The organism is Arthrobacter sp. Soil762, assembly GCF_001428335.1.
In the GTDB taxonomy this organism is placed as follows: Bacteria; Actinomycetota; Actinomycetes; order Actinomycetales; family Micrococcaceae; genus Arthrobacter.
On the sequence record NZ_LMSG01000012.1, the window covers coordinates 577,290 to 603,056 of the forward strand.

Below are 25,767 nucleotides of genomic sequence, written 5' to 3' on the forward strand. Positions count from 1 at the left end.
TGTGCAACTACGACAATTAGACACCCATTCAGTGGGCAAATGCCCACTGGGATGCGAACCGGAGCCTCAGTAGGGTTTCACACATGCGACAAGAGAATGTGAACGGCATCACAGCCGGAATTGAAATCAACTCGGACATGGGCGAGGCTTTGGGGCTGCACACCTTCGGGAACGATCTGGAGCTGATGCAGATCATCGACGTCGCAAACGTTGCGTGCGGTTTCCACTCCGGAGACCCGGACACCATGGACGCCACAGTGCAAGCCGCTAAGGAACACGGGGTGAAGGTCGGCGCCCATCCGGGGCTGCCGGACATCATTGGCTTTGGCCGCAGGGAAATGAAACTGACACCGGCGGAAGTCGAGTCACTTATTCTCTACCAGGTGGGCGCACTGACCGGCTTCCTGCACAAAGCGGGAATGGAACTGAACCACATCAAACCCCACGGATCCCTCTACGGAATGCTGGCCCGTGACCCCGAGCTGATGCGGGGTGCAGCCCGCGTCGCCAAGCTCTACCAGGTGCCCGTCTACGGGTTGGCTGGAACCGCCCATCAAAGTGTTTGCCAGGAGATGGACGTCCCCTTCGTTGGTGAACTGTACGTGGACCTGAACTACGGCCCCGCGGGGGAACTCCTGATCCAGCGCCGCCCCGAACCCACCGACCCCTCCGCGGCCGCGGAACGCGTTCGCAGGGTGCTCAGCGACGGCGTTGTCGAAGCCTCCGACGGCACCCTGCTCACCATTGATTTCCAGAGCATTTGCGTGCACTCCGATGCCCCGAATTCGCCGGCTGTAGCCACGGCCGTCCGGCAGGCCGCCGCCGGAACCTAACCGGGTCCCGCAGCACATACAAAACCACACTGAAAGGTCCCCTGTGTCCCACAACATCGTTTCCCCGCTCCCCGGCCTGTTCTACCGGAAGCCCGGCCCCGGCAAAGACGCCTACGTTACCGAAGGCGACCGCGTCGAATCCGGCCAGACCATCGGCGTCATCGAGATCATGAAGCAGTTCAGTGAAATCCGCTCCGACGTGGGCGGGACCCTGACCAGCTTCGAGGTCGAAGATTTCGGTGCCGTCAATCCCGGCGATGTCATCGCCGTCATCGAGGTGGGACCATGAAAAAACTCCTTATTGCCAATCGCGGCGAAATCGCCGTCCGCATCATCCGCACGGCACGCGAACTGGGCATCGGCACCGTCGTCGTCGCAAGCGAACCCGACGCCCATTCCTTCGCTGCAGAACTCGCCGACGAATGCGCCGTCGTCGGCCCGGCGCCAGCGAGCCGCAGCTACCTCGACCACGAAGCAGTGCTCAAGGCGGCCCTCGACCACGGCTGCGACGCCGTCCACCCCGGCTATGGTTTCCTCTCCGAGAATGCGGACTTCGCCCGCGTAGTGCGCGACGCCGGGCTGATCTGGGTGGGTCCGGACCCGGAATCGATCGAACTTATGGGTGACAAGGCCCGTGCCCGGCAGGCGGCCATGGATGCCGGCGTCCCGACACTTCGCGGTACCGACGGCGCAGTCCCCGAGGGCGCAGACATTGTGGCGATCGCCCGGGACATCGGCTATCCGCTGGTGGTCAAGGCCGCCGCCGGCGGTGGCGGGCGCGGCATCCGCCTCGTCGTATCCGAAGAGGATCTGCTCGCCACGGTCGAGGTGGCCCAGGCCGAGGCGGCCGCCGCGTTCGGCAGCTCCGCGGTTTACCTGGAACGCTTTGTTGAACGTGCCCGGCATGTTGAGGTCCAGATTCTGGGCGACGGCCACAATGTCATCCATCTGGGCGACCGGGACTGCTCCATGCAACGCAGGCAGCAGAAAATCATGGAGGAGGCGCCAGCCCCGGACCTCCCCGAGGAGGTGCGCCGGCAGATGCTGGAGTCCTCCGTGCACCTTGCCCAGAAGTGCGCATACTCCGGGCTAGGCACCGTCGAATTCCTCTACGACCCGCGCAACCACGAGGTTGCGTTTATCGAGATGAACACCCGTCTTCAGGTGGAGCATCCCGTGACCGAAATGATCACCGGCCTGGACCTGGTCCGGGAACAGCTACTGGTGGCCGACGGCGCGGAACTGAGGCTGCAGCAGGAAGACATCGTCTTCCGTGGCCATGCCTTCGAATTCCGCATCAACGCCGAGGACCCGGCCAACGGCTTCATGCCGAGCCCCGGGGTGATCAAGCGCCTCGATTGGCCCGGCGGCCCGGGCATCCGCGTTGACTCCGGTTTTGTCAGCGGCTCCACCGTGGCGCCCTTCTACGACTCGCTTCTGGCCAAGCTGATCGTCTGGGACGAGACCCGCGACCAGGCCATCGTCCGTTCGGGGCGGGCCCTCGATGAGATCACGGTCGAGGGCGTCACAACGACGATTCCGTTGCTCAAGGTCCTGAGCCAGCGGCCCGAGCTGCGCGCCGTCGAACACCATTCCAAGTTCATCGAAACCGCGCCCGAACTGCTTGGACTTCCAGCATGAGTGCGCACAGCGCCGAGAGCGAGCGCCTGAAAGGAACGGCCCGCTACACCTGGGGCGGCGATGAATTTCTGTTCATCGAGATCGACGAATCGATGAGCCTGGCCGCGAACTTCAAGGCCAACTCCATGGCCAGCTCGCTCTCGGCCCGGGCGCTGCCCGGAATCACCGACGTATGCCCGGCCAACGCCTCCCTGCTCATCCGCTTCGATCCGGACGTCCTTGACCCGGCGGAACTCGAAGCCGCGGCCCGGGCCATCGAAACGGAGGTCGACGCCGCAGAACACCAGACCTTGGACACCCGCATCGTGGAGATTCCCGTTTGGTACGACGATCCTTTCACCCGCGAGACGGGGGCACGGTTCCGCAGCGGACACCAGAAGCCCGATGGCACCGATCTCGACTTTGCCGCCGAGAGCAACGGGCTGGCATCCGCGGCGGAATTCATCAGCCGCCATCACGGCAGCCCCTGGCTGGTCTCCATGGTCGGCTTCGTGGCGGGCCTGCCCTTCATGTTCCAGATGGTTCCCCGGGAGGAGCAGCTGGAAGTCCCCAAGTACCTGAGCCCACGGACGGACACACCACCCTTGACGGTGGGACACGGCGGCTGTTTCGCGTGCATCTACTCGGTCCGGGGAGCGGGCGGCTACCAGATGTTCGGAGTCGCCGCCGCGCCCATCTTCGACCCCGCGCAGCGGCTTGAGGACTTCAAGGACTTCATGATCTTCTTCAAGCCCGGCGACATCGTCACGTTCCGGCCCGTTAACCAGGACGAATATGAGCGGATCCAACGGCAGGTCGAGGACGGCACCTTCGTCTACCGGCAGGCCCCCGTGACCTTTGACCTGGCCGAAGCGCTCGAAGATCCCCACCGGTACAACCAAGAGATTCTGGAGCACCTCAATGTCGTTTGAAATTTTGGAACCCGGACTCTCCACCACGGTCCAGGACCTTGGCCGGCTTGGCTACTACAACGTCGGCATTCCCCAGGGCGGTTCGATGGACCAGTGGTCCGCCGAGCTGGCCAACGCCGTGGTGGGCAACACTGCCGCGGAGGCGGTCCTCGAATGCACCTACCTCGGGCCCCGCTTCCGGACCACGGAGGCCGCCGTCATCGCCATCAGTGGTGCACCTGTGGATGTCAAGGTCAACGGCGAGAACAGGGAACAGTGGACCAGGCTCGAGCTGGCCGCGGGAGACGAGGTTTCGTTCGGCTTCCTGCAGAGTGGGACCCGGTTCTACATCGCCGTGCGCGGCGGCATCGATGTCCCGCTCGTGCTGGGAAGCCGCTCGACGTACTCCCTGGGGTCGCTGGGCGGGTTCAAGGGCCGCAAGCTTGAGGCCGGCGACATCGTTCCCGTGGGTCAGGCGCCAGCCACCGCCACCGCGGGGCTGGACGGCATCGACACAGCGATGCGGCCCATCTTCACCCGCGACCAGGACATCCGTGTGGTCTGCGGCCTCTACGACCACCGCCTCACCGAGGCCGGGCTCGACACGCTGCTCTCCTCCACCTGGACCCTCACACCCGTGGCCGACAGGACGGGCCTGCGCTACGCGGGACCCGCCATCGAATGGAAACCGCGCCAACAACCCTTCGGCGCGGGGTCCGACCCCTCCAACATCGTCGATGCAGGGTACGCAGTGGGCTCCATCCAGATTCCCGGCGGCAAAGAACCCATTGCCCTGCACCGGGACGCAGTCTCAGGTGGCGGCTACGCCATGGTTGCAACAGTCATCAGCGCGGACATGGATCTGCTGGCGCGTAACGCCCCCGGAACAAAAACCCGATTCCTGGCGGTAACCATGGACGAAGCACTCAGCGCGCGAGCCGAGCTCAAGGCCGTCCGCAGCCGGCTCTGGGGTAAATAGGGCAATTTGCCGGCGGCGCCCGCCGCTGGTTCTGTTTGTTAGTTTTTTTTGAAATCACCTAAGGGGTGTTCCTTTGTCGTACTCAAATTACGTCCTACCCGCCACTAAACGGGCCGGGAAATGGTCGCTGACCATGGCCTGGTGGGCGCTGTTCTCCGCCATGTTCTGGATCTATATTGCCGTCGCCTCCGCCGGCGCCGTCGGCGTCGTCAACACCGTGATCGGCATGGTGCTGACCGTCGCAACCTACGGCGTCATCAACCTGGTGCTCTCACGGTACGCCGCAAGAACCGGGCTCACCGTGAGCCTGTTCTCCCGCACACTCTTCGGACTGGTCGGTTCCGCACTTGCCTCGCTGATCTTCGCGGCCACGGCCATCTATTACGCCGTTTTTGAAGGGTCGATCATTGCGGTGGCCTTCCACGAGTTCTTCGGCGGGAGCATGGTGGTGTGGTATGCCGTCGTCGTCCTCTACGCCGTTCCCCTGGCCATGGGCGGCGTGCAGAACTGGCTGGACAAACTCAACGGTTTCCTGCTCCCGTTCTACATTGCGGGCCTCGTGGCCGTGGTGGTCGCCGCCACGCTTATCAGAGGAGTGCCGACGGACTGGATCGGCCAGGCGGCCGCCGCGTCAACACTGCCCGGCTGGCTGACCTCGTATCTGATCTATATGGGCGTCTACATCATGATGATGTACACCTTCGACTACGCGCGCCTCGGCCGGGCCGAGGACAAGAAATTCCTCGGGTCGGTGACCTTTGGCTGGGTCTTTTACGCCTTCACCTTCGGCCTGAACGGACTGATCGGCATTTACATCATGAGTGCGTGGGGACTGGAAGCCTCCGAAACGGGGGTGGTTCAGGCTTTCATCTCCTCACTGGGTTTCGGCGGCGTGCTGGTCATCCTCATCTCCCAGACACGTATCAATACAGCCAACTACTTCCTGGCGTCTGAAAACCTGTCCGCGTTTGCCAGCAGAGTGTTCCGGCTCAATCTGCCCCGTTACATCTGGGTCATTGTCTGCGGCGCCTTGGCGTTCCTGCTTATGCTCACCGATGTCCTCAGCTACCTGCTCAAGGCGCTGGCCTGGCAGGGCGTCTTCGTCACCGCCTGGGTTGCCATCGCGCTGGTCTACATCGCACTGAACTGGAAGAAGCCTCACCTCGTCCCGGACATCCGGCCGGCAAAGTTGAAGGCCGTCAGCCCTGGGGCCATCGCCTGGGTGCTGGCATCGGCCATCGGCATTGCCCTCACGGAACAGACGGCCGTCCCCGTCATCTCCCAGCTGACACCCCTGATCACCATGGTCCTCGCGGCCGCCCTGTACTACGGCGCCTACAAGCTCTCCCCGCCGCAGTTCATTGACGCCTCGCAGACCCTCGATGCTAAAGAAGAGGAACTGGATCCAGCCATCACTGATTAGCCACCGGCGCGATCTCAGATATCAGCCAGCACCGACGCCGGGTTCTCGATCGCGTCAGCTACGAACCGCAGGAACCCGGCTGCCGTGCCGCCGTCGCACACGCGGTGATCGAACGTGAGCGTCAGTTCGGTGACCTTGCGGACCGTAAGTTCCCCGTCCACCACCCATGGCTTGTCGATGATGCGTCCCACCCCGAGGATGGCCACCTCGGGGTGGTTGATGATGGCTGCAGAACCGTCCACCCCGAAAACGCCGTAGTTGTTCAGCGTGAAAGTACCGCTGCCCAGCTGCTCCGGCGTCGCCTTGCCCTCGCGCGCGACGGCGGTGAGCCGGCGGATCTCCGTGTCCAGTTCGCGGGCACTGAGTTTGTCCGCGTTGCGGATCGAGGGGACCATCAGTCCGCGGTCCGTCTGGGCAGCGAAGCCCAGGTTGATTCCGGCGAAGCCAACGATCTCCTGGGCGCCGTCGGCAGCAGTTTCGATGCGGGTGTTCAGGTCCGGGAATCGTTTTAACCCGGCTGTGACAAAACGTGCGATGAAAGCAAGGAGGCCCGGCGTATTGTGCGGATCGGACCTCTTGAGGCCTGCCCGGAGTTCCACCAGCGCCGTGGCGTCCACGTCCACCCAGACGGTGGCCTCAGGGATCTCCGCACGACTGCGGGACATGTTGGCGGACACGACTTTCCGGACACCTTTGACGGGTGTCCGGGAGGAGATGCCCAGACCTGTGCGGGAATCGACAGCCCCCTGGGTTACGACGGGCTCAACCACCGGGCGTTCGGTGGTAGAGCCTGTCGAAACCTCAGCCACAGGAGCGCTGATGATCGCTTCAACGTCCCGGCGCATAATCAGCCCACTGTCCCCAGACCCGTGAATGTTGCCCAGGTCCACGCCGTGTTCCCGGGCCATGCGCCGGACGAGCGGTGAAATGACGGCGCCGAGCTTGCCCGGCACGCGCGTGCGGAGAAGCGAGAGGTCGACGTCGGGGGTTTCGACGGGCTCAACCACCGGACTGACCACCGAGCGGGGAGCCCTGGTTCGACGGGCAGCGCCACCGCCGCCGGGAGTCCCGTAGCCGATCAGCACGTTTCCGGAACCAGCCTTCTCCTCCTCACGGTAGGCCTCAGCAGCGACGGTTTCAGCAGGCTTGGTTTCGACAGGCTCGACCACCGAGCCAACCGGAAGCACCGAGATGAGCGGCTTGCCCACATCCAGGGTCTGGCCGGGCTCGCCGTGGAGCACCGTGACAGTGCCGGCGTACGGCGACGGGACTTCCACCATGGACTTGGCCGTCTCCACTTCGGCGATGGGCTGGTCCACGCGGATCTCATCGCCCACGGACACGAGCCAGTTGACCAGTTCGGCTTCGGTCAGGCCTTCGCCCAGGTCAGGGAGCAGGAATACTTTCGGTTCACTCATGGTCAGTTCTCCCACTGGAGGTCGTCTACGGCGTCGAGGATGCGGTCCACGCCGGGCAGGTAGTAGTGCTCGAGCTTCGGTGCGGGGTACGGGACATCGAACCCCGTCACGCGGCGGATGGGCGCGGCGAGGTAGTGGAAGCAGCGTTCCTGGACCCGCGCCACGATCTCGGAGGAGACGGACGCGAACCCGTGCGCTTCCGCGATCACCACGGCCCGGCCGGTCTTCCGGACGGAGGCGCACACGGTCTCATCGTCGAAGGGAACGATGGAGCGGACGTCGATGACTTCCAGCGAGCGCCCCTCCTCCGCAGCTGCAGCGGCGGCCGCCAGCGCCGTGGGCACGGACGGTCCGTAGGCGATGAGCGTCGCGTCAGTCCCGGAACGGGCGACGGCGGCCCGGCCTTCCGAGGACACCCCGGCTTCCGCGTTGGAAACGTGCTCCTCCCGCAGTCCCGAAAGGTCCACCAGGTCCTTGGACCAGTAGAGCTTCTTGGGCTCCATAAACATGACGGGGTCGTCCGAATCAATGGCTTCGCGGAGCATCCGGTACGAGTCGGCCACGGTGGCGGGGGTGAACACCTTCAGGCCCGCGGTGTGGGCGTAGTAGGACTCGGAGGAGTCGCAGTGGTGCTCCACTCCCCCGATGCCGCCGGCGTAAGGAACCCGGATCACCATGGGCAGCTTCACGGTGCCCCTGGTGCGGTTGTGCATCTTGGCCACGTGGCTGACGATCTGCTGGAATGCCGGATACGCAAACGCATCGAACTGCATCTCCACCACCGGCCGCATCCCGTTCATGGCCATCCCCACGGCCATGCCCACAATGCCGGACTCTGCCAGCGGCGTATCGAAGCAGCGCTGCTCCCCGAAGGTCCTGGTGAGACCGTCCGTGATGCGGAAGACCCCGCCGAGGAGACCCACGTCCTCGCCGAAGACCAGGACGGACGGGTCGGCGTGCATCGCGTCCGCCAATGCCGTGTTGAGGGCCTTGGCCATGGTGATCGGCTGCGGCCCGGAAGCTTCAGCCACAGAAGCGGCGGACGCCGCCGCCCGGGCAGTGGCTGCGCTGACGTTGCCGTTCGCTTCTGACGAGGTGGTGATGGTCGGACTCATTTCGGCGACTCCTCAGACGACGCTTCGCGGGCAAGTTCGTCGGCCAGCATGGCTGACTGTTCCTTCAGCTGTGGTGTGGGCACCGAGAACACGTATCGGAAGAGTTCCTGGGGGTCCACCGGGACGTCCTCGCCCAACCCCTCGCGAAGTTGAGTGGCAACGTCCTCAGCGTGAGCAGCGATCCGCGCGGCGCCGTCGTCGTCCAGCAGTCCCCGCCCGGTGAGGTACGTCTTCATCCTGCTGATGGGATCCTTGGCCAGCCACTCGGCCACCTCGCTGTCCTGCCGGTAGCGGGTGGCATCATCGGCGTTGGTGTGTGCCTGCATCCGGTACGTGTGTGCCTCCACGAGGAGCGGCCCGGAACCTTCCCGTGCGAGCTTCACGGCGCGGTCCAGCACGGCGAGGAGGGCCACCACGTCGTTGCCGTCCACCCGTTCGCCGGCCATGCCGTAGCCCACTGCCTTGTGGGCGAGCGACGGCGCCACGGACTGGTGCGCCAGCGGAACCGAGATGGCGTACTTGTTGTTCTGGACGAAGAAGACCACCGGCAGGTGGAAGACGGCGGCGAAGTTCAGGGCCTCATGGAAGTCACCCTCGCTGGTGGCGCCGTCCCCGCACATCGCCAGGACTACGGTGTCCTCGCCGCGGAGCTTTGCCGCGTGCGCCACACCCACGCCATGGAGCAGCTGGGTGGTGAGCGGCGTGCACTGGATGCCCACCTTGTGCCTGGACGGATCGTAGCCGCTGTGCCAGTCACCCCGGAAGATGGTCATGGTCTCCACGGGGTCAACTCCCCGGGCCATGACCGCCACGGCGTCCCGGTAGGTGGGGAACAGCCAGTCGCCCTCGGAGAGACACAGTGCGGCCGCCACCTGGCAGGCTTCCTGGCCGTGGCTGGACGGGTACACGGCCATGCGGCCCTGGCGGACCAGCGCCGAGTTCTGGTCGTTGACACGGCGTCCGACGACGAGCTGCTCGTAAGCGGCCAGCAGTTCCTCATCGGCGGGCAGGGGGTACTCGTGGCCGGGTTCTGTGCCCTGCTCACTTTCTGCTCTGAGCCGTCCGTCCGGGTCCACCATCTGGATCTGGTGCCGGGCGGGCAGCATGTAGTCCTCCACCGTGATGCCGAACTTCCGCACCGCTTCGGATACTGCATCTTCAGCCGGCAAACGCTGGGCCTGGTCCGGCGCAGGGTGGTCCGCGGAGATCGTCATTGGTCCGTCCTTCTGTAGCCACTAGTCGGTTCCAGTATGGCCCTCGAGGAAGTTTCGTATCCAGTAGTTCGCCAAATCGTGGAAGGTTCCGCCAGATGGACCTACTCTGGAAGACGAATTGAAATGTGATCTGGACAACGAGCGGGAGCGGTGGACGAATTGGCACGACTTGAAGGAGATTCCGGGGAGGTGCCGCTGGACGACGTCGACCGCCGGATCATCGCCGAACTCACCCGGGACGGGAGGATGTCCGTGACGCAGGTGGCCGAGAACGTCCACATCTCCCGGGCCCACGCATACACCCGCATCGCCAGGCTGACCGGCGAGGGCGTCCTGACCAAATTCACGGCCTTGGTGGACCCCATCAAGGCCGGCCTCAAGTCCTCCGCCTACGTGACGTTGAAGGTGAGCCAGCATTCGTGGCGTGAGCTGCGCGAGCAGCTGCGCGCGATCCCGGAGGTCCATCACATCGCCCTCGTGGGAGGAGATTTTGATGTGATCCTGCTGGTGCGCGCCATCGACAACACCGACCTGCGGCGCGTGATTTTCGACCAGCTGCAGGCCATGCCGGGCGTCCAGGACACACAGACTTTTCTGGTGTTTGAGGATGTTGATACGCGCTAGTAGATGGTGCCCAAGAGGCATCGCCGCGTCCCTAGGAGGCGGCTCACTGAATCAGCGTGGCCCAGGACTCCAGGAACTTCTCGGCAAGATGCGCGTGGCCGGCGGTGTTCGGGTGCGCACCGTCAAAGTCGAATCCCGGGCTGTTGGCAGCCGTGAACCAGCCGGCCTCGTAGGCGTCGATGAACGGAGCACCAGCGGCTGCGGCCCCGGCGCGGACGGCGCTGTTCACACCTTGCAGTTCCTCCGCTAACGGCTGGGGGGCCGAGGGCCCAAGAACAATGACCTGGACGCCGGGCCACAACGTGCGGGCCGCCTCGATTGTCTGCGCCGTGGCGGTTTGGATTTCATCAGGGCTGGTGACCAGGGCGTCGTTCTGGCCGCCCTGCAGTATGAGGACGTTGGGTACGAAGCGAGGATCCTCGGCGGCTTCCCGCAACCGGACTTCGTACTCACGGGCCTGGTTGTCCTGCGGACCACCGCCCCACGCGAAGCCGGTTCCGCCCACACCGTCGATGTTGGTGGGGTATCCGAGCGAGCCAGCAACAAGGTACGCCCACCCCTGGTCTGGCCGAACCGCGCCGTCACCGGCAGTGTACGAATCGCCAAGAATAAGGAGGACGGGCTGGGCGGGAAGCTGGATTTTCAGCTGTTGGGCCGTTGCGGTGGCGGTGGGCGTCGGGGACGCTGTGGCAGCGGGCGTGGCCACAGGAGAGCTTGCCGTCACAGGGCTGACGGCTTCGCCCGGGCCGCGCGGATTCGTCAGGGCGATTCCTGCCACCCAGACGGCAACCACGGCCAGCAGAAAAAGTGCACCATACTTGATCCAGTCCTGCTTGGTCATGTTGGGTCCCCACCGTTTCTCGTCACCCGGCACATCTTACCGGCGTCGTCGCGGAGAAATTCAGCACGGTCAGGTAAGAGGTCGACGACGGCCTGGTCACCAAAGTGCCTAACTCCGGCCGGCGGGCTCAAGTTCCCGCTCCATAACCGGCGCGGGCTCCGGGACGGGACGGACGACGTCGGGCTCCAACCTTCTGGAGGCCCAGCGGCGGATAGGCCGCTCCACAAAGCGGAAGGACCCGTACGCCATCAGCACGGTCAGGGCTGCCGTCAGCGGTACGCGGATGGCGAGCGACGGGACCAGAGGAATCAGCAGAATAAAGACCGGCAGGTGCCAGAGGTACATGCCATAGGACAGGTCCCGGCCCGGGCGGGACAGCCAGCGGTGGCCCAGGATCTTTGAGATGAGGCCGTCGGGCAGCAGGACCAGCCAGCCGATGACCAGCCCGGCCAGCAGTGCCAGGGCAGTGGGGCCAACGGTCCAGAAGATATCGAACCAGGCGCCGGGTGTGGTGGGCTCCTTGAGCAGGAACACGGCCAGCACCAGGGCAAGCCCCGCGAACGGACCGCCGCGGCGTACCCCGGCCTGCAGCGAGCCGTGGAGACGCGAGCCCGGGCTGATGGAGCACAGCACCAGGGCCACGGCGCAGCCCAGCAGCAACTCGTCGGCCCGTGTGTCCGGCCCGTTGTAAATCCGGGCCAGCGATGCCCCGCCGGAGACCAGGAAGGACCGTGAAACCAGGAACGCCGCCGCCAGGACGGCGGTGATCCCGGCGACGGTGCGGACCTTCCAGAACCGCAGCATCACCAGAAGGAGTACCGGCCAGACCAGGTAGAACTGCTCCTCAACGGCGAGCGTCCACGTCGGGCTCAGCGCGCCGCCGCCGGTGGATGAACCGAAGGCTCCGAAGTTGGACAGGTTCATCACATAGCCGGCCGCCGGAATGGCATCGGCCGCCTGGCCGCCCCACCCCGACGACGGGAAGACCAGTCCGACCACAACCACCACAGCACAAAGAACCAGCAGCGCCGGCCATAGCCGGGCGAGCCGTTTGGCGTAGAAAACTCCCACGCGCAGCTGGCCTGTAGAGCGGTACTCCTTCATGATCAGGAGCGTGATGACGAAGCCGCTGAGCGTGAAGAAAACGTCCACGCCAATTGATCCACCGGGGGCGAACCCGGTGACGGTGTGGAAGAGGAAAACGCCAGCCACCGCGACGGTGCGCAACCCGTCGAGTGCGTGCTGCCGCCCGGACATCAGCCCGGTTTCGGGCGCCAATGGGCGTTCCCCCATGGTCAGGTGTCGCGTACTTGGCCGAAAAATCACCCAACGAGCATAGATAAGGTTCCATATGCCCAGCTGACCGCAGGCTGGGCGCCAGCTGGGTGCGGCGGGAACAAACCGCGCCACTACGCCCTCTGCGGCTGATGGGCACAGCTCCCCATCGCGGCCTGCGCCGCGATTAAGACAAGACAGTGCCTGAATTTTCGCGTCGATTATTTGGGAACAAGTGAACAACAACCAGCAGCCCGGATGGCCGCAGCAGCCCAACAACCAGGAACCGCAGCCTTGAGACGGCCCGCAGTATCCGCCGATTCCGCCGGCACCGTGCCAGGCCGCGGCCCAGAGCTGGCCGCCTCCGCAGTCCCGGCCTAAGCTCCCGCCCTACGCCCAGCAGCAGGGCCAGAAATATTACAGCGCACCCGGCCAGCAGTAGGTCCAGGCACCCGCCTTCACTCAGGCGCTGCCGAAGAATAGAATGCCCGCCTGGGGCTGGGTGGCCGGCGGCGTGGGCGTGGCGGCGGTCATCGCCGTTGCAGGCGTGATGGCGTTCAACGGCCTCGCGGGCGGCAGCAAAGAGCCCGACGCCGTTCCGTCCCCCAACGTCAGTGGATCCGCAGTGCCGGAAGAGACCGCCGCGGCGGCGCCCATGGTCGGTACCGGAGGCGCCGTTTACCTGTTCGACGACTCCGGTTTCAGTAGAGCGCCCGCATGGTCCATCAAAGAGCCCGCGGGGTGGTCCAAGGAAACTGTCAAGGACGGCATGACCAATTACGGGCACTCGAGCCTGCAGTGCACGTTCACCACGTACCAAGCCGCCCTTGACGCACCCGCCACAACCGGCACGCCCGGAACTACCGGCACCACCGGCGATGAGGCCACAACGGCCCTGGTGATGGCTCCGAGATCGAAGCCGTAATGCAGTCCGTTGGTAAACCCGTGGAGGTCCTGGACGACTCCGCGTCAACATACGTCAATCTGCGCGACGGCTGAAAGGAAAGCGAACTGCAGGAAGCACAGCTCCGCTTCAAAAACGGCAACGACCTGGACTTCACCTACCGGATGGCCGTCCGTGCCCACCGCCGGCATCGACGGCAACGGACTGATAGAACTGGCGTTGGCGTGCCCGGCAGCATGGCCACCTCAGCCGAGATGTCGTTGTGGCTGGACCTCACGGATCGCGCCACCACGGTCGACGCGCCGTAGTCAGGGCCTAGACCCGTCGGGTGGTTCTGGATCTAGCGGCGCTTGGCGGTTACGTACGAGATGCAGTCGCCGTGGTTCGCGAACCCATACTTCAGGTAGCCGCCTTTTTCGCAGTCCTTCTTGGACGACGGGTATACAACCGGAGGAACATCCGGGCCTTCCGTCACCAGGATGTCACCGCTCACCACGGGCTGATTCGGTACGTCCTCGACACAGTTGGAGCCAGCCACCAGCACACTGATAGCGTCGTTGGCGCCGCCCGGCCCGCCATCCGTTACCGTCAGCGACATTTCGGTGCCGGCGGGGATGGCCGCGACAGTTGACGTTGTGACCGTCATGCCCAGTATCGCTACGGCGCCCTGCACGGCGAGGCAGGAGGCGGTGCTTTCGTGGGCCTCGCCGGAGGCGCTGCACGTGATTGACGCCAATCCGGTGGCCGCTTGTCCCGTGGACCCCTGGGCGGAAAACATCACCTGCGTGTCAGATCCAAACGGACAATGGGGCCAAATTCGCGACGATGGCCGAACCGGAAACGGAATCTCCCACCGTCGCTGACGCGGTGCCCGGCACAGCAAGCATTGTCGCGAATATCAGGGCCGCAACAAGTATGAATCTGGTGCGCACAGCAATTCTCCTAGGGTGCGAGTGAAAGAACACCGTCGATTACTTTCAGGCTCCCCAAGATTAATTTACTTCGAGCCCAGAGTCGCACCATACGCCCGGCCGGTGTGGCGGTCAACAGTTTCACCGGGGGCCGCTGCCGGCCGCGCTTTCAGGGGACGCGCGCCTTTGAGGGTTCCCGCGTGCCGGCGTCTGAATCGTTATCCAGGAACAGCGCCAGCGTGGTGCGGCGGCAGCCTGGCATGTCCGCCGCGCGCAAGTTTACGTGGATGAAACTCGGTCCCCCTACAATGCTCGATATGGGGACAAAACAGCACAAGACCTTCTGCCCGTCATGCGGCAAGACCACCAACCACGTGACCCGCTACCAAAAGGACGACGACGGCGGGCCGCTGATTGCGAACGTCCGGTGTGCCGAGCACACGGAGTCCGTTCCAAACAACTAAGGCCACACACCGACTCGTCTGTACTCATTCGGTGTCGCAGTCAGAGGATCAGATGTCCGCCAACAAGGCGCTAGGGTTTTCAATGGCGTCGGCTACGAACTTAAGGAATCCAGCTGCGGTTCCGCCATCACAGACACGGTGATCGAACGTGAGGGTCAGCTCCGTGACGGCACTGGTACTTGGCAGGTGCTGTGGCTCACGAGTTGACGGCGTTTGATCAGTCTGGAGTTGGAAACTTCAGACTTCCCGCGCCAAACGATCGGGGAGAATGGCTTCACCAACGGCACGCGGCAGTGGCTCCAACCCCACGCCCTGCTGATGACATGTTCGCTGCTTCCGCGCCGTACCAAAGTACACAGTGAGCACCCTTGTGCAGAGGGCCTACAGCGCCACCAGCGCGGGCACCGGAATGGCAGGGCATGCGGAGACCAACAACACGGGACTCATCGGCGTCCTCGAAACTGGCTATACGTCCCATCAGATGTGGGCATCGCCACAGTGGACTCAGGGTTGACCAACGGGGGAATTCTGTGTCAGTTACGCGAAAGTAGTCATGTCCGGCGGCGGCAACTTTCTTGAATTCCGCTTCCAAGAAGAGCTCGACGCGAATTCTTCAGAGCAGGAATCGGTCGGCAAGACAACGAAACCTCGCGACGGTCAGCCTCTTCAGCCAGGATGGCACCGGCAACATCCCAGGGTATTTCGGAGATACCGCCGTTGCTCGAGAGCAACTGTGAAGCCAAGGAGATCTGGGTCATAGGCAAGCATCGAGGGTCTAGAGGCCCTGAGACGCGAACTGGCACCAGTTTTCCACGCATGTACTAGAATCACCGGTGGCCTTGCATCAATAATCGGGGGAACTATGGCTCTTTTGGAACGCAGCACAAGAGCGTCGGCGTCGGGCAAGCCAAAAACGACAAAATTCCGCCCGGACATTCAGGGCTTGCGTGCGCTGGCTGTTATCGCTGTCATAGCTGATCATTTTCTTGGGTGGCCATCCGGCGGCTTCATCGGAGTGGACGTATTTTTCGTCATCTCCGGTTTCCTCATCACATCGCTGCTGCTGCGAGAGCAAGTTCAGACCGGAACGATATCGTTCATCGGCTTCTACTTTCGGCGCGCAAAGCGCATCATGCCGGCAGCACTGCTGGTCATCGCAGCCACAATTGCCGCAGCTTTCGCGCTATACGGGAGCGCCCGGATAACTTCCACGGTTTGGGATGGCGTATGGGCCACCCTTTTCGGCGCCAACTGGCGGTTCGCCATTATTGGCACAGATTACTTTCAGGCCGGCGGCCCCACTTCTCCTCTGCAGCATTACTGGTCATTGTCGGTTGAAGAACAGTTCTACTTTGTCTGGCCTTGGCTCATGTTGCTTATTTTCTGGGCGGCCAGCCGTTGGAAGTCCTCTTTGGCAGGGGCGCGCAGCGCTGTCGGTGTTTCCATCGTTCTCCTCACAGCCCTTTCTTTCGCTTGGTCCGTTTGGGAAACTCAGAACAATGCGTCATGGGCATACTTCTCCACCTTCTCCCGAGCGTGGGAGCTGGGCGTCGGGGCTATCGTGGCTGTGTACTCGGCGCGGTTCTCAGGAATGAGGCCGGGCATCCGCGAAACGTTGGGTTGGATTGGTCTCGCTGGGATAGTGGTGGCGGTATTCACTACAAACGACGCTGTCGCTTTCCCGGGGCCCTCTGCGGCTTTCCCGGTTCTGGCCACGGCGCTGGTGATTGCTGCCGGGATAGGAAGGGAGAGAAGTTTCCTCTGGCCTCTGACGAACCCCGTGTCGAGGTACTTGGGCGACATTTCGTACTCGTTGTATCTCTGGCACTTCCCCGTGGCGATACTGCTTCTAAGCCTCTTTCCCAGGGATAGCTTGGAGTACTACATCGTCGGCATCATTTTGATGCTGGTTTTGTCTGCACTCAGCTTCCATCTGATCGAAAACCCGGTTCGGAAGCTCGAATGGCCGATGAAACACAGGCCCCGACCGCCTCGAGCAGCAATTGGGGATAAGACCAAGCTGATTGGCCTGGCTGCATTGGCCGTACTAACCACTTGCGTGGTTGTCGGCGCGCTTATGCCGAGGGACACGAGTGATGGCGCGCTCGCATCCTCTGGCCAACCGGTGGTCATAGGGGAATCCGCGGCCCTACCGAAGGTCAAATGCTGGGGCGCGGCAGCACTTGACGCTTCAGCTGACTGCTCACGTGACATAGGCAATGACGTGGCCCCCGCGTCTAAGGCCTTGGCCGCCGACTTAGGCAACTCCTACGACTGTTTCCCACCAAAGGGACACGCGCTGAAGACCTGTGCGTACGGAGCCGGTGAAACACGGGTGGCAATCGTAGGCGACAGCCATGCTGCGGCACTGCTACCCGGCCTCACGGATCAAGTCGTCGCGCTAGGGTGGAAATTGGACACGTACGTAGGCGAAGGCTGCATCTGGGAAGCTGACGCCTGCGTGGCGATGGGCGACATTCAGGCAAAACTATTGGCTGAGCCCTACGACATCGTCATCACGTCTGCCTACCGCGGTAATGGCGACAGGAATAAGGAATTGCAAGCTGCAGCGTTCGCCGCGCAGTGGCGGCCAGTCGCCGCTGCTGGCTCCAAGATCGTGGTGGTGGAAGACAACCCGACCGACGCCGGTGATGCCGTCGAGTGTGTCCAGCGGATCAACCTCGACGTCGCCAGCAATGACTGCAGCATTGATCTTTCTTCCGCATTCCGGCTTGCAGATGCAGCCGTTATGGCCGCATCCGCAGTAGAAAATTCAGTGGTGGTCGAGACCAGAAAGTACTTCTGCACGAGCATCGCCTGCCCAGGCATTATCGGAAACGTTCTTGTCTACCGTGACGACATATCCCACATTAGCGGCACCTTCAGTAAGACTCTCGGGCCTTACCTGGCCCAAGACATCGCCAAGGCCACTTCCAGCATTAGCAGCAAGTAGACGTCAAGCCCTTGCCGGCATTTTGTGACATAAGAACGCCCCGCCTTTCCTTAATGGACTTGCGGGGATTCTTTGTCGCCTAGGCGCATAGGCGACAAGTTGCCTAGATTGTCGATGTTGCCCATTGTCAATGGCCAGTAGGTTCTGCCCACGGGCGGCCAGTTGATGTTCCCGCTGAGGCGAGTTCCAGCGATCGTTGCAACATTCCCGAATAATCGGGAGTTGCAACACAAATGGAATCACCATCAAGAATTCGATCTTCCTTAAGGAAAAAATCTCCTTGTAAAGAGGAACCGACGTCTGTGACCGGACGCGGGAGAAACGTCATCAGCAGTCCTATACCGTGCGCAACGACAAAAATTCCTGTCAGCCGTGGAGTGTCGGTGGCGATGCTGAAGGCCTTGTTTGCCATTTCGACGCCTTGGTCCCAGGTCAGGGATCCTCGCAGGTGCGCCGGCAGGGTCCCCATGGTCTGGATCAGGCCGTCGCGGACCGATTCGGCGGTGTGATCGACCGGGAGGTGGAGCAGCATCACGTAGCGGGTGGTGCGTTCGACCAGGGTTGCTATCGCCGACTGGTCGTGTGCCCCTGTGATGAGGTCGCCTTCCCAGTGGCCCGGGACGGCGCGGTCCTGGACCTCTGCGGGGCGTTCGGAAGTGTTGGTCATCGGGTCCCGGAAACGACTGGTGCGTTCCTCGGGGTTCTTGTGCTTTTGCCGCGGGTGTCCCCCCGTGCGCAATGCCTCTTTGACCTCGCGTTTAAGTCCGCGGCGGGCCTGAAAGTAGTAGAGGGCCTGGTAGATCGTCTCGGGGCTCACGCGCATCTGCTCGTCATCGGGGAAATCCTTGATCAACAGCTTCGAAAATCTGTTCCGGGGACCAGCGGGTGAGGAGCTTGGTTTTCACGTAATCGTGCAGTTCGGCCAGTTTACTGTCCTTGGGCCGTGCCCGGGCCGCCGTGGCGGCCCGGTGGGCGCCGTAGGGTTGGTAGCCGGGCAGGGGGTGGCTGTTGCGTTTGATCTCCCGGCAGATGGTGCCCACGGATCGGCCCAGTGCCCTGCCGATCGCCTGCATGAGGTTCCTTGAGAACGCAGGTCCGCGACCTCTCCCGCTCAGGCCGGGACAGGTAGCGGGTACTGATGGGCAGTTCCAGGGCCTCCAACGCCACCGGATCCCCTGCCGGTGGTGACAGCGCTGGCAGCATGCTCCGGCGGAGCTTCCGGTGCCGTAGCGGCGGCCGATGGTTCGGCTAAAGCTGTAATCACTTCCTGTTTATACGGTACTTCCGGGGCGTTGGAGCCAGCGGCGCGGCCCTTGGCCACATCCCGCTCGTTCTCCCAGAGGTATCCGCTTTTGCGGCTCGCACCGGCGGCAGCAGCTGCTTGATTTACGGCCAACCCCCGCTGCACGCAACCGCAGGAATTCGACTCGCTTCCGCACACCTGGATGGATGAACCCAATTCCGGCATGACGGGCCCAGCTGACGCCCCGGGACCGCTCAAGACCAACCTCCCGGGCGGCGACACTGACGGTGCCCACACGAGCGAGGACGGCGAGGAACTCGTCCTTCTGCCCTTGGGTGGCAGACTGCCTGGCCACCCGCTTTGCGCGGGGCTTGCGGGTGACCGCGCCAACCTTGTAGGCCCAATGGAAGCAGGTTTGAACGTTGATGCCCAGCGTCTTGGCCGCAAGACTCACGCTCCCCAACCGGTCCAACAAGACAAAGAACTCGTCCTTCTCAGCTTGCGTATTGAGCTGCCCAGATTTCCTGCCGGAAGGTCCCGCCCAGGCCCGACAGGTAGTGAGCTTGAATCCTAATTCTCGCGCGGCCAACGGCACGCTTAACAGACGCTCCAAGGCCAAGAAGATATCCGCCCGATCGGACGACGAGTATCTCCGATAAGTCCGCTTCAGGGCCGGCGAAGCGGACGGGCCAGACTCTTTCCCTACCGGTGATTTTTCCGTTAAGGAAGAACTATCTATTGATGGGATTTCCACAGGCGTTGCAACTCCAGATTTTCAGGGGGTGTTGCAACGACCGTTAGAACTCGCCTCTGAAGCACCTTTCGTCGCTTAAACCACGCCTGGCGGGCGTCACCCGCATGAAAACCCCGGCTAACAGCCCATACTGTCTGCGCCACACTGCTCACCGACAGCCTCAGCGGCGCATAAACGCGCTCGGTTGTCGCGGCTTGGCCGAGCCGACCGTCACCGACACCGCAGCGTACTCTCCAATTCTTCTCGAACCAGTCATACAGCCCAGCAGAGACCGTTACACACAAAACCATCGTTCGAAGGAGAGTGCCTTCACCGCGGAAGTGGGCGGCGGCGTAAGCAATGCCCACTGCATGCAACTCCTACATGCTCAACGCCGTTCATGGATGCCCACGTTTGGAGGACTAGTTCCCCTGCTCGTGGTCAGCCTTCAGCCTGCCCTTCTGAAATTGGCCCAGATCATTCGCATCTACCGATTGCCAAAACCCGGATCGCGCGGCTAACGAACGAAGGTGTGCTGACGAAGTTCACCGTCTTGAATGCCCGGAATGGCTGGCCGAAAGAGACGACGGGCGAAGCTCCAAAGAATTCTGCGCTAGCACTGCCTGCGGTTTCCAACACTGCGAATTATGTGCCCCGCTTGAACTGTTGCCGGCACGTCTCACCGATCCATGTCTTTTGCTACGGCAGAGTTAGTGGGCTCCGATGGTCGTGGCTCTGCAACCTGGACCCGAGAGAACGCGAAAGCTTATTGACCGTTAAACGCCGCAACTCATGGCTCGCATAGGCAGCGTATGAGCCGTATATGCGAGTGTTTCGCAAGAGCCGCAAATGCGAAAGAGTTAGCGCCAACCTGGCGAACTTGAGCACTGGCGCCTCCGGAGCTTCGTTCTCCAACTCGGTACGACTGGCCTCAAGATTGGATGCTACATTCATATCGACTCGGGCTCGTGGCGGATATGTGACATGGAATGACACCTTGTGCGCCACACGTGCCGGCCAATCCGTCACAGACGAAATCGGTTCGCCCCTCTCCAGTAACACATCCGCGGCTGCCCGATTTAGGGCATAGGCCCATGCACCCGGAGCTGGCACCAAGGTCCGGTAGACGTCGCCAACGTGCCGTGCTCGCCTCGACACCACAGTGTGGTCCGCATATGAATCCAGCAAGACAACGACGGGGTGTTCAGAGTCGAGGACACACTTCACGTTCTGATCCAGAGGCTCGCGTGTCAGTCGCGCGTCATCCTCGAAAACGAGGGCAAACTGTGCGCTGCTAGATAGTAGTGCTGCCCATGTACTGCGGTGGGCTAGCGCGCACCCGACCTCACCCTTAGTCAACTCGCGGCGCTGGAGGACACGTGCCGCTGCCTGGTCTACGTGATCGGCCATCCCGCCAGGCTGATCGTCGACGATGACCCCAGGTATGCGCGTATAAGTGATCCCATAGCCGGACAGTTGCGCCTCTAACGGTTCGCCGCGATAGCTGTCTTCGAGACCGATTACCATCGCACCATAAGTTGTCATGCGCATCATCCTACCCAGCCACGCGAATGGGCCTGCTCAGGTGCCATTTGTGACGCGAGCGAAGCTGGACACCTTGGCAATCCACGCACAGGCTCCTTTTTAAGGGTTTCTGACGGCCTGAGCACTAGCGCGTTCAGTCGAACGGTATCCACTGCGGGTAGTAACTGAAGAGCCTCGGAGCATATACGGTCGCGTCGTGAGAAAGGAATGCCGCCCAGTAGGAGAACCACGAGAAGGACATGATGATAGTGCTGTAGCTGGCTAAAGCCAGCATGTCCTCCACTGGGCTCCCGTGATGAGCGACGAGCTTGGCGTCGGTAAGGGTGCCAAGCTCGTCCACGATCTCATCAAGGGGACCGTCGCTGAACAGGTGAACTTCGTCGAGGCCTGCTTCCTTGATGGCTCGGGCGTAGTAGTCCATTGGCATCAGGTAAGCGCCGTCACCCCGGCGGATATGGACGCCTCCCCTTCCGGGCGTCACGTCCCGGGGGATGGAAGAAGAATGTTGACCCAGCAGTTCGCGGATTAGCTGCGGCCGGAACTCGTCAACCCGTGTATATATGGCAGACCAATCCAGGACATACTGAGCGTTCGGGCGCGAGACGTTCGGGAGCAGTTCTCCGACCTGGCTGTCCTCCAGATGCCATTCATGGCCACGCAGACGGTGACGTCGACCGCTGAAGACTTTGCCTAGGTCGTTCCAACGGCTTCGCCGTTCAGGGTAGGTCTCTGCGATGGCGAAGTCAGTTTCGTGAGCTATCGGCTGGTACTCGAAATCCCAACCATTTCGGATTGATAACGTCCGGGCACAAGCCCATAGCTGAAGATGATTCCCAAGCCGGCCGCTCAGGTCGTACGTAATTGTTTGTCTCCCCATTGGGCAACCATAGCAAGCAGAACGACCTACGAGCGATAGGCGTCCTTCGTAGGCCTGGCCTAGCCGCATGCGGACGATGTAAGAGCGAGGAGCCTTTGAAGGGGCGTGCAGAAAGTGGAATATCGCCGGCAGCGATGGCGATCTCGGGCGAAAGGAAGTTCATGGCATGGCCGATGATGATTGCCTGAATGCGGCAGACGGCGAACGACCACGCGCCCAGCCGCGCCAGCGAAGCTTTCCGGAGCGGTACACGCTCGCCAATCTAAATCTGCACTCGCGCGGCTGCGACAAGCATGACAGTGACCGGAAGCTAGATCGGGTCGTGGAAACTCAGGGAACGGGCTGCCGTCCCGCCGAAAGAAAGCTCCAGTCGGATGACCGTGAGTTCAAATCAGCCAGGGCCACTTACCCTCCGATCGCGATCCGCCATGCTCCGACGTTTGTGCGCAGCCTCCAGTCCTGCCGTGCGGCGACGGGCAGCGCCAGCCCGATAACAATCTCCCCGACAGCAGACCGGTTTCGTGGAACGGGACACCAGCCTTGAATGCCAAGGCACGCCAGATCGTCCATGCAACCATCAGCGCCGCCCCAAACAATTAACTTTGCGGCCATGAATGGCGGGGCCCCAGCGCTTAGTCGACCCTGGCCTACCAGGAACTGGCCAGGGCGACAGCTTCGCCCGACTTCACGTTCATCCGCGCGGAGCCCGCCGCGGCGGGCTCAGTGGCAGGGCCGTCGAGGACGTTGAGTTCGTTGTCGTTGATGTCCCGCTTGTCGACTTGAAGTTCACATGGGAAACAAAGCCCAGGGCAGGTAACCCCGGAGGCTTCAGCGCCGGATCACAAGGAACTCCACCTCCGCGGCACTGCTAGCTTTCACTGGCATTTGCGCTCCCTGTCTGGTCCGGTGACCGGGACAAGAGGCGTCGTTGATTGCCGAGCTGCTCGGGCGGGCGTGGGACTACTTGAACGCCTTGAACGCCGGCCAGTACGGAAGGAGCCCGAAATGGCCGCAGCACTTGAAGTTGTGACCAGCCATAATACGGCCGAAGAGTAGAGGCAACATTCTGCCGCGGCTAGGGGTTAGCGGAATCGGACACACCGCCATTCGGGCACCTGTGGGGCGACCGGGGATTGAACTGTGGCGGTGGCGGGAACAACGAAAATGCATGCCGCGGACGTCTGCCCCCACGGTCTTTCCAGAAAGCGCGAACCGGACCTAAGCTGAGGCCATGAAGGTTTTGGTCACCGGCGGCGCCGGCTACATCGGATCACACACAACGCTTTGTCTCTTGGAGAATGGGCACGATGTTGTCGTGTTCGACAACTTAGTGAACTCCAGTCCAGAGTCAGTGCAGCGGGTCGAGGAACTGAGCGGCAAGAAAGTCGACTTCCGTAGAGGCGACCTACTTAATGCACACGCTATCGATTCGGTCTTCGCCGAATGCGGCATCGACGCAGTTATTCACTTCGCGGGGCTCAAGGCGGTGGGCGAGTCCGTTGAGAATCCGCTGAAGTACTACAGAAACAATGTTATCGGCACGCTAAACCTGCTGGACAGCATGGAAAAATCCGGTGTGCGTCGGCTGGTTTTCAGTTCATCCGCAACCGTCTACGGCGCCGCCGAGCACGTGCCGCTTTCCGAGTCCCTGCCTCTTGACGCGACAAACCCATACGGGCGGACCAAGGAGCAGATCGAGGATATTCTGTCTGACTTGAGTGCGGCTGATCCGCGGTGGAGCATCACGCTTCTGCGCTACTTTAATCCCGCCGGTGCGCACGAGTCCGGACGTATTGGCGAACACCCCCAAGGCCGCCCAAACAATCTTGTGCCCTTCATTGCGCAGGTGGCAGTGGGGCGCCGTGACAAAGTGCTGGTTTTTGGCAGCGACTACCCGACTCCTGACGGGACCGGAATACGGGACTACATACACGTAATGGACCTGGCCGCAGGTCACCTTGCTGCCCTCCAATACACGGGGAACAAGACCGGCACGTTCCGGTGGAATCTCGGGACCGGCCGTGGGTCATCCGTCTTGGAAGTCATCCAGGCGTTCAGCGCGGCCGCGGGACGTTCCATTCCCTACGAATTCGTACCGCGCCGCCCCGGGGATGCGGCAAGGAGCTATGCAGATGCTACTGCTGCCCTGGAGCACCTCGGCTGGTCGGCCCAGCGAGATCTGGCCAAGATGTGCGAGGACCACTGGCGCTGGCAGAGCTCGAACCCGTTCGGCTTTGCAACGGAAAACTGAGCCGCCATCCGCTCGTCCGGTACCGTTATGAAATGATGCTGGCAGACGACTGTGGGGTGCACAGGCACCTCGTTTAAGTAGCTGAAGGCGCCGACGCGAGTGGCCCGTATTACGAAACACATCAACAATCCGGTCACGGGTGACACTATTCATCCGGCGGCGGTCTGAGCGCCGCAGGCATGGTCCACAGCGTCGACTTTGGAGCACTCAAGGCTGCGAACATCACGTCCCGTCGCACGTTCTTGGCTGCCCCCTCGGACAGCGTTTCGTAGGCGGCCTGGAGGATGGAGAAGACAGACATCGCACCAATGGCAATCGCTTGAGTTAGCCATTCAACCCTAATCTTCTGGTCACAAGCTTCAGAAGTTTCCTCAGGCGCTGCCAAAAGAATCCAGGCAGCGTCCGACGTCCGTGCTCGGAAGGCATCGGGAGCACGAGCGCCCCGTCAACGACCATGTGGCGTCCTGTCCCTATTGCGACTGACCTGTTAAACGTAATGTGCTCGCAAATCCACGGGCCGTTCTCGGGCGGCAAGTATGAGCCCATGGCGTAACTTTCGGCTTCATAAAGGCACAGCCCGTTGAAAGCCGATCGGCACCGCGTTTCGGAGTCAGATGTGAGCCGCCGTTGCTCAGGGTAGATGACGTTTTGGAAGAACGAGTAGTACTCAAAAGGATTACGTTGGACTCGCTGGATACGTTTATCGAGATCCGCGAAGGATCGATCTTCATCCTCAAAAGCGAGCAGGTCGTAGTAGGTCGGACGGGAGGTTGCAGACACAGCGAAAACGTCATCATCCTTGACCCTTTGCAGGGCCGACTGGAGAACCACGGGATCTAGATGCTCCAAGAACGGTTCGTCCACGTCTAAAACACAGATAGCCATTGCCGTCAGGGGCATTTTCTTGACGTAGCCAGCCAAGAACTGCCGTCCGAGAGCCATGCGTTGCAGTCGCTCAGTTGCCTCCGACATGAAGGATGTGTCGACCACCGAGACCATGCCTGTTGAGGCCGCAGCCTCCTCAAGCAATTCTCGGGTCAGGTCGGCAGAGCCGTTTTCCCCTATCACCGCAATAACTTTCATCCCCGACTGGCGCAGGGTGTCCAGTCCACGCACGACGCCGGGAATAGTGTCAGCGCAATTTTGCGCAAGGGCCAAGAAGACAATATCGTAGCGGTCGTCGTCACTCACTCCCACAGTCTGCCACAGCAATTGCGGCCCACTAGGACGTCCTGATCAAGGAAGCGTATAAGACCTTCCCACCGAAGGTGCGCCTAATAGGTGGCAATTCTGCGGCGTCTCGCAGCCCGGCAGAGAGGCTCGACCGGACTTAACCAAGTATCGAGAAACTTCGCTAAACGGCCAACACAATCGCTCAAACTCCGACTTCACCATTTGCTCAGCGGCGTCGGTCAGAACCGACGCACATTTCACAAGGCAGCCACTATGGACCCGTGTTTCAACCGCGTCGGCCACGTAACGGAACATCCCCGGCCTTAAGGCAGTCGCCGAAGCGGTGGTCATGGCGGGCCGCAACCCGGGGACTCTGCGAACGACGAATACGCCGTTGACAAAAGGCTGCTGGTCAACAGCGCACCCTACCCCAAATCCCTACTTCCGGGTCTTGTTGAAC

The 25,767-nt window shown here is 62.2% G+C and carries 21 protein-coding genes and 2 pseudogenes; 11 read left to right on the forward strand and 12 right to left on the reverse strand.

Annotated elements, in window-relative coordinates; all coding sequences use genetic code 11:
• Nucleotides 1-83: 83 nt before the first annotated feature.
• The 6 genes from pxpA (at nt 84) to ASG77_RS10750 (ending at nt 5,766) form a co-directional block, all read left to right on the forward strand.
• Nucleotides 84-833 carry a 5-oxoprolinase subunit PxpA gene (gene pxpA / locus ASG77_RS10725; RefSeq protein WP_056344953.1) on the forward strand — a complete coding sequence of 250 codons (750 nt, stop codon included), beginning with the start codon at nt 84-86 and terminating at the stop codon, nt 831-833.
• Nucleotides 834-876: 43 nt separating this feature from the next.
• Nucleotides 877-1,122, forward strand: coding sequence for an acetyl-CoA carboxylase (locus ASG77_RS10730; protein WP_056344957.1), 246 nt, complete (start codon nt 877-879; stop codon nt 1,120-1,122).
• Nucleotides 1,119-2,474: an acetyl-CoA carboxylase biotin carboxylase subunit gene (locus ASG77_RS10735; protein ID WP_056344960.1), complete on the forward strand. Its 1,356-nt coding sequence runs from the start codon at nt 1,119-1,121 to the stop codon at nt 2,472-2,474. Before ASG77_RS10730 ends, ASG77_RS10735 begins: the two co-directional genes overlap by 4 nt.
• Nucleotides 2,471-3,385 (forward strand): 5-oxoprolinase subunit B family protein, encoded by a 915-nt coding sequence (locus ASG77_RS10740; protein WP_056344964.1) that lies wholly within the window; start codon nt 2,471-2,473, stop codon nt 3,383-3,385. The genes ASG77_RS10735 and ASG77_RS10740 overlap by 4 nt, the downstream gene beginning before the upstream one ends.
• Nucleotides 3,375-4,343 (forward strand): biotin-dependent carboxyltransferase family protein, encoded by a 969-nt coding sequence (locus ASG77_RS10745; protein ID WP_056344967.1) that lies wholly within the window; start codon nt 3,375-3,377, stop codon nt 4,341-4,343. The genes ASG77_RS10740 and ASG77_RS10745 overlap by 11 nt, the downstream gene beginning before the upstream one ends.
• A gap of 73 nt (nt 4,344-4,416) precedes the next feature.
• Entirely contained in the window at nt 4,417-5,766 is a 1,350-nt protein-coding gene (locus ASG77_RS10750) for a purine-cytosine permease family protein (protein ID WP_056344969.1), read from the forward strand.
• Nucleotides 5,767-5,780: 14 nt separating this feature from the next.
• Here ASG77_RS10750 and ASG77_RS10755 read toward each other — a convergent pair whose 3' ends face one another.
• From ASG77_RS10755 to ASG77_RS10765, 3 genes are read right to left on the reverse strand one after another with little or no spacing between them, the layout of a single operon-like run.
• Nucleotides 5,781-7,184, reverse strand: a complete 1,404-nt coding sequence (locus ASG77_RS10755) for a dihydrolipoamide acetyltransferase family protein (RefSeq protein ID WP_056344972.1) — start codon at nt 7,182-7,184, stop codon at nt 5,781-5,783.
• Between the two features lie 2 nt (nt 7,185-7,186).
• Nucleotides 7,187-8,299 (reverse strand): alpha-ketoacid dehydrogenase subunit beta, encoded by a 1,113-nt coding sequence (locus ASG77_RS10760; protein WP_056344975.1) that lies wholly within the window; start codon nt 8,297-8,299, stop codon nt 7,187-7,189.
• Nucleotides 8,296-9,513 carry a thiamine pyrophosphate-dependent dehydrogenase E1 component subunit alpha gene (locus ASG77_RS10765; RefSeq protein WP_056344977.1) on the reverse strand — a complete coding sequence of 406 codons (1,218 nt, stop codon included), beginning with the start codon at nt 9,511-9,513 and terminating at the stop codon, nt 8,296-8,298. The genes ASG77_RS10760 and ASG77_RS10765 overlap by 4 nt, the downstream gene beginning before the upstream one ends.
• 159 nt (nt 9,514-9,672) lie before the next feature.
• On the opposite strand from ASG77_RS10765, the gene ASG77_RS10770 reads away from it, so the two are divergent.
• On the forward strand, nt 9,673-10,137 hold the full coding sequence (locus ASG77_RS10770; RefSeq protein ID WP_056345240.1) for an Lrp/AsnC family transcriptional regulator: 465 nt from the start codon (nt 9,673-9,675) through the stop codon (nt 10,135-10,137).
• A gap of 43 nt (nt 10,138-10,180) precedes the next feature.
• Here ASG77_RS10770 and ASG77_RS10775 read toward each other — a convergent pair whose 3' ends face one another.
• The gene (locus ASG77_RS10775; RefSeq protein WP_056344980.1) at nt 10,181-10,978 is read right to left on the reverse strand and encodes an SGNH/GDSL hydrolase family protein; all 798 of its coding nucleotides are present in this window, start codon (nt 10,976-10,978) and stop codon (nt 10,181-10,183) included.
• A 108-nt stretch (nt 10,979-11,086) separates the two neighbouring features.
• Complete coding sequence (locus ASG77_RS10780; protein ID WP_235564450.1) at nt 11,087-12,256, reverse strand: acyltransferase family protein; 1,170 nt, start codon at nt 12,254-12,256, stop codon at nt 11,087-11,089.
• A 481-nt stretch (nt 12,257-12,737) separates the two neighbouring features.
• On the opposite strand from ASG77_RS10780, the gene ASG77_RS10785 reads away from it, so the two are divergent.
• Complete coding sequence (locus ASG77_RS10785; RefSeq protein WP_056344986.1) at nt 12,738-13,178, forward strand: hypothetical protein; 441 nt, start codon at nt 12,738-12,740, stop codon at nt 13,176-13,178.
• 319 nt (nt 13,179-13,497) lie between these two features.
• Here ASG77_RS10785 and ASG77_RS10790 read toward each other — a convergent pair whose 3' ends face one another.
• Nucleotides 13,498-13,935 carry a hypothetical protein gene (locus ASG77_RS10790; protein WP_056344988.1) on the reverse strand — a complete coding sequence of 146 codons (438 nt, stop codon included), beginning with the start codon at nt 13,933-13,935 and terminating at the stop codon, nt 13,498-13,500.
• Between the two features lie 450 nt (nt 13,936-14,385).
• On the opposite strand from ASG77_RS10790, the gene ASG77_RS10795 reads away from it, so the two are divergent.
• Nucleotides 14,386-14,532: a hypothetical protein gene (locus ASG77_RS10795; RefSeq protein WP_156380248.1), complete on the forward strand. Its 147-nt coding sequence runs from the start codon at nt 14,386-14,388 to the stop codon at nt 14,530-14,532.
• A 48-nt stretch (nt 14,533-14,580) separates the two neighbouring features.
• On the opposite strand, the pseudogene ASG77_RS22855 reads toward ASG77_RS10795, so the two are convergent.
• Nucleotides 14,581-14,700 (reverse strand): annotated as a pseudogene (locus tag ASG77_RS22855) (2-oxo acid dehydrogenase subunit E2); the annotation flags it as partial.
• Between the two features lie 694 nt (nt 14,701-15,394).
• Between ASG77_RS22855 and ASG77_RS10800 the strand changes: the two are divergent.
• Complete coding sequence (locus tag ASG77_RS10800; protein ID WP_056344994.1) at nt 15,395-17,485, forward strand: acyltransferase family protein; 2,091 nt, start codon at nt 15,395-15,397, stop codon at nt 17,483-17,485.
• Between the two features lie 373 nt (nt 17,486-17,858).
• On the opposite strand, the pseudogene ASG77_RS23010 reads toward ASG77_RS10800, so the two are convergent.
• From ASG77_RS23010 to ASG77_RS10820, 3 genes and pseudogenes are all read right to left on the reverse strand, one after another.
• A pseudogene (locus tag ASG77_RS23010) lies at nt 17,859-18,646 on the reverse strand (IS30 family transposase); the annotation flags it as partial.
• Between the two features lie 1,514 nt (nt 18,647-20,160).
• Complete coding sequence (locus ASG77_RS23015; RefSeq protein ID WP_082575946.1) at nt 20,161-21,015, reverse strand: glycosyltransferase family 25 protein; 855 nt, start codon at nt 21,013-21,015, stop codon at nt 20,161-20,163.
• A gap of 124 nt (nt 21,016-21,139) precedes the next feature.
• Nucleotides 21,140-21,883, reverse strand: coding sequence for an alpha-1,2-fucosyltransferase (locus ASG77_RS10820; RefSeq protein ID WP_056345006.1), 744 nt, complete (start codon nt 21,881-21,883; stop codon nt 21,140-21,142).
• Between the two features lie 1,231 nt (nt 21,884-23,114).
• Here ASG77_RS10820 and galE point away from each other — a divergent pair.
• The gene (gene galE, locus ASG77_RS10825; RefSeq protein ID WP_056345009.1) at nt 23,115-24,134 is read left to right on the forward strand and encodes a UDP-glucose 4-epimerase GalE; all 1,020 of its coding nucleotides are present in this window, start codon (nt 23,115-23,117) and stop codon (nt 24,132-24,134) included.
• A 145-nt stretch (nt 24,135-24,279) separates the two neighbouring features.
• Here the strand turns inward: galE and ASG77_RS21835 are convergent, their stop codons facing one another.
• Nucleotides 24,280-24,435: a hypothetical protein gene (locus ASG77_RS21835; protein ID WP_156380251.1), complete on the reverse strand. Its 156-nt coding sequence runs from the start codon at nt 24,433-24,435 to the stop codon at nt 24,280-24,282.
• A 23-nt stretch (nt 24,436-24,458) separates the two neighbouring features.
• The gene (locus ASG77_RS10830) at nt 24,459-25,325 is read right to left on the reverse strand and encodes a glycosyltransferase family 2 protein (RefSeq protein WP_156380252.1); all 867 of its coding nucleotides are present in this window, start codon (nt 25,323-25,325) and stop codon (nt 24,459-24,461) included.
• Nucleotides 25,326-25,767: the final 442 nt, after the last annotated feature.

Coding starts and splice junctions, on each gene's coding strand:
- ASG77_RS10820 (WP_056345006.1), bottom strand. CDS start 21,883: ATGGGGAGACAAACAATTACGTACGACCTGAGCGGCCGGCTTGGGAAT.
- ASG77_RS23015 (WP_082575946.1), bottom strand. CDS start 21,015: ATGATGCGCATGACAACTTATGGTGCGATGGTAATCGGTCTCGAAGAC.
- ASG77_RS10775 (WP_056344980.1), bottom strand. CDS start 10,978: ATGACCAAGCAGGACTGGATCAAGTATGGTGCACTTTTTCTGCTGGCC.
- ASG77_RS10745 (WP_056344967.1), top strand. CDS start 3,375: ATGTCGTTTGAAATTTTGGAACCCGGACTCTCCACCACGGTCCAGGAC.
- ASG77_RS10790 (WP_056344988.1), bottom strand. CDS start 13,935: ATGTTTTCCGCCCAGGGGTCCACGGGACAAGCGGCCACCGGATTGGCG.
- ASG77_RS10800 (WP_056344994.1), top strand. CDS start 15,395: ATGGCTCTTTTGGAACGCAGCACAAGAGCGTCGGCGTCGGGCAAGCCA.
- ASG77_RS10785 (WP_056344986.1), top strand. CDS start 12,738: ATGCCCGCCTGGGGCTGGGTGGCCGGCGGCGTGGGCGTGGCGGCGGTC.
- ASG77_RS10740 (WP_056344964.1), top strand. CDS start 2,471: ATGAGTGCGCACAGCGCCGAGAGCGAGCGCCTGAAAGGAACGGCCCGC.
- ASG77_RS10755 (WP_056344972.1), bottom strand. CDS start 7,184: ATGAGTGAACCGAAAGTATTCCTGCTCCCTGACCTGGGCGAAGGCCTG.
- galE (WP_056345009.1), top strand. CDS start 23,115: ATGAAGGTTTTGGTCACCGGCGGCGCCGGCTACATCGGATCACACACA.
- ASG77_RS21835 (WP_156380251.1), bottom strand. CDS start 24,435: ATGTCTGTCTTCTCCATCCTCCAGGCCGCCTACGAAACGCTGTCCGAG.
- pxpA (WP_056344953.1), top strand. CDS start 84: ATGCGACAAGAGAATGTGAACGGCATCACAGCCGGAATTGAAATCAAC.
- ASG77_RS10760 (WP_056344975.1), bottom strand. CDS start 8,299: ATGAGTCCGACCATCACCACCTCGTCAGAAGCGAACGGCAACGTCAGC.
- ASG77_RS10735 (WP_056344960.1), top strand. CDS start 1,119: ATGAAAAAACTCCTTATTGCCAATCGCGGCGAAATCGCCGTCCGCATC.
- ASG77_RS10765 (WP_056344977.1), bottom strand. CDS start 9,513: ATGACGATCTCCGCGGACCACCCTGCGCCGGACCAGGCCCAGCGTTTG.
- ASG77_RS10795 (WP_156380248.1), top strand. CDS start 14,386: ATGGGGACAAAACAGCACAAGACCTTCTGCCCGTCATGCGGCAAGACC.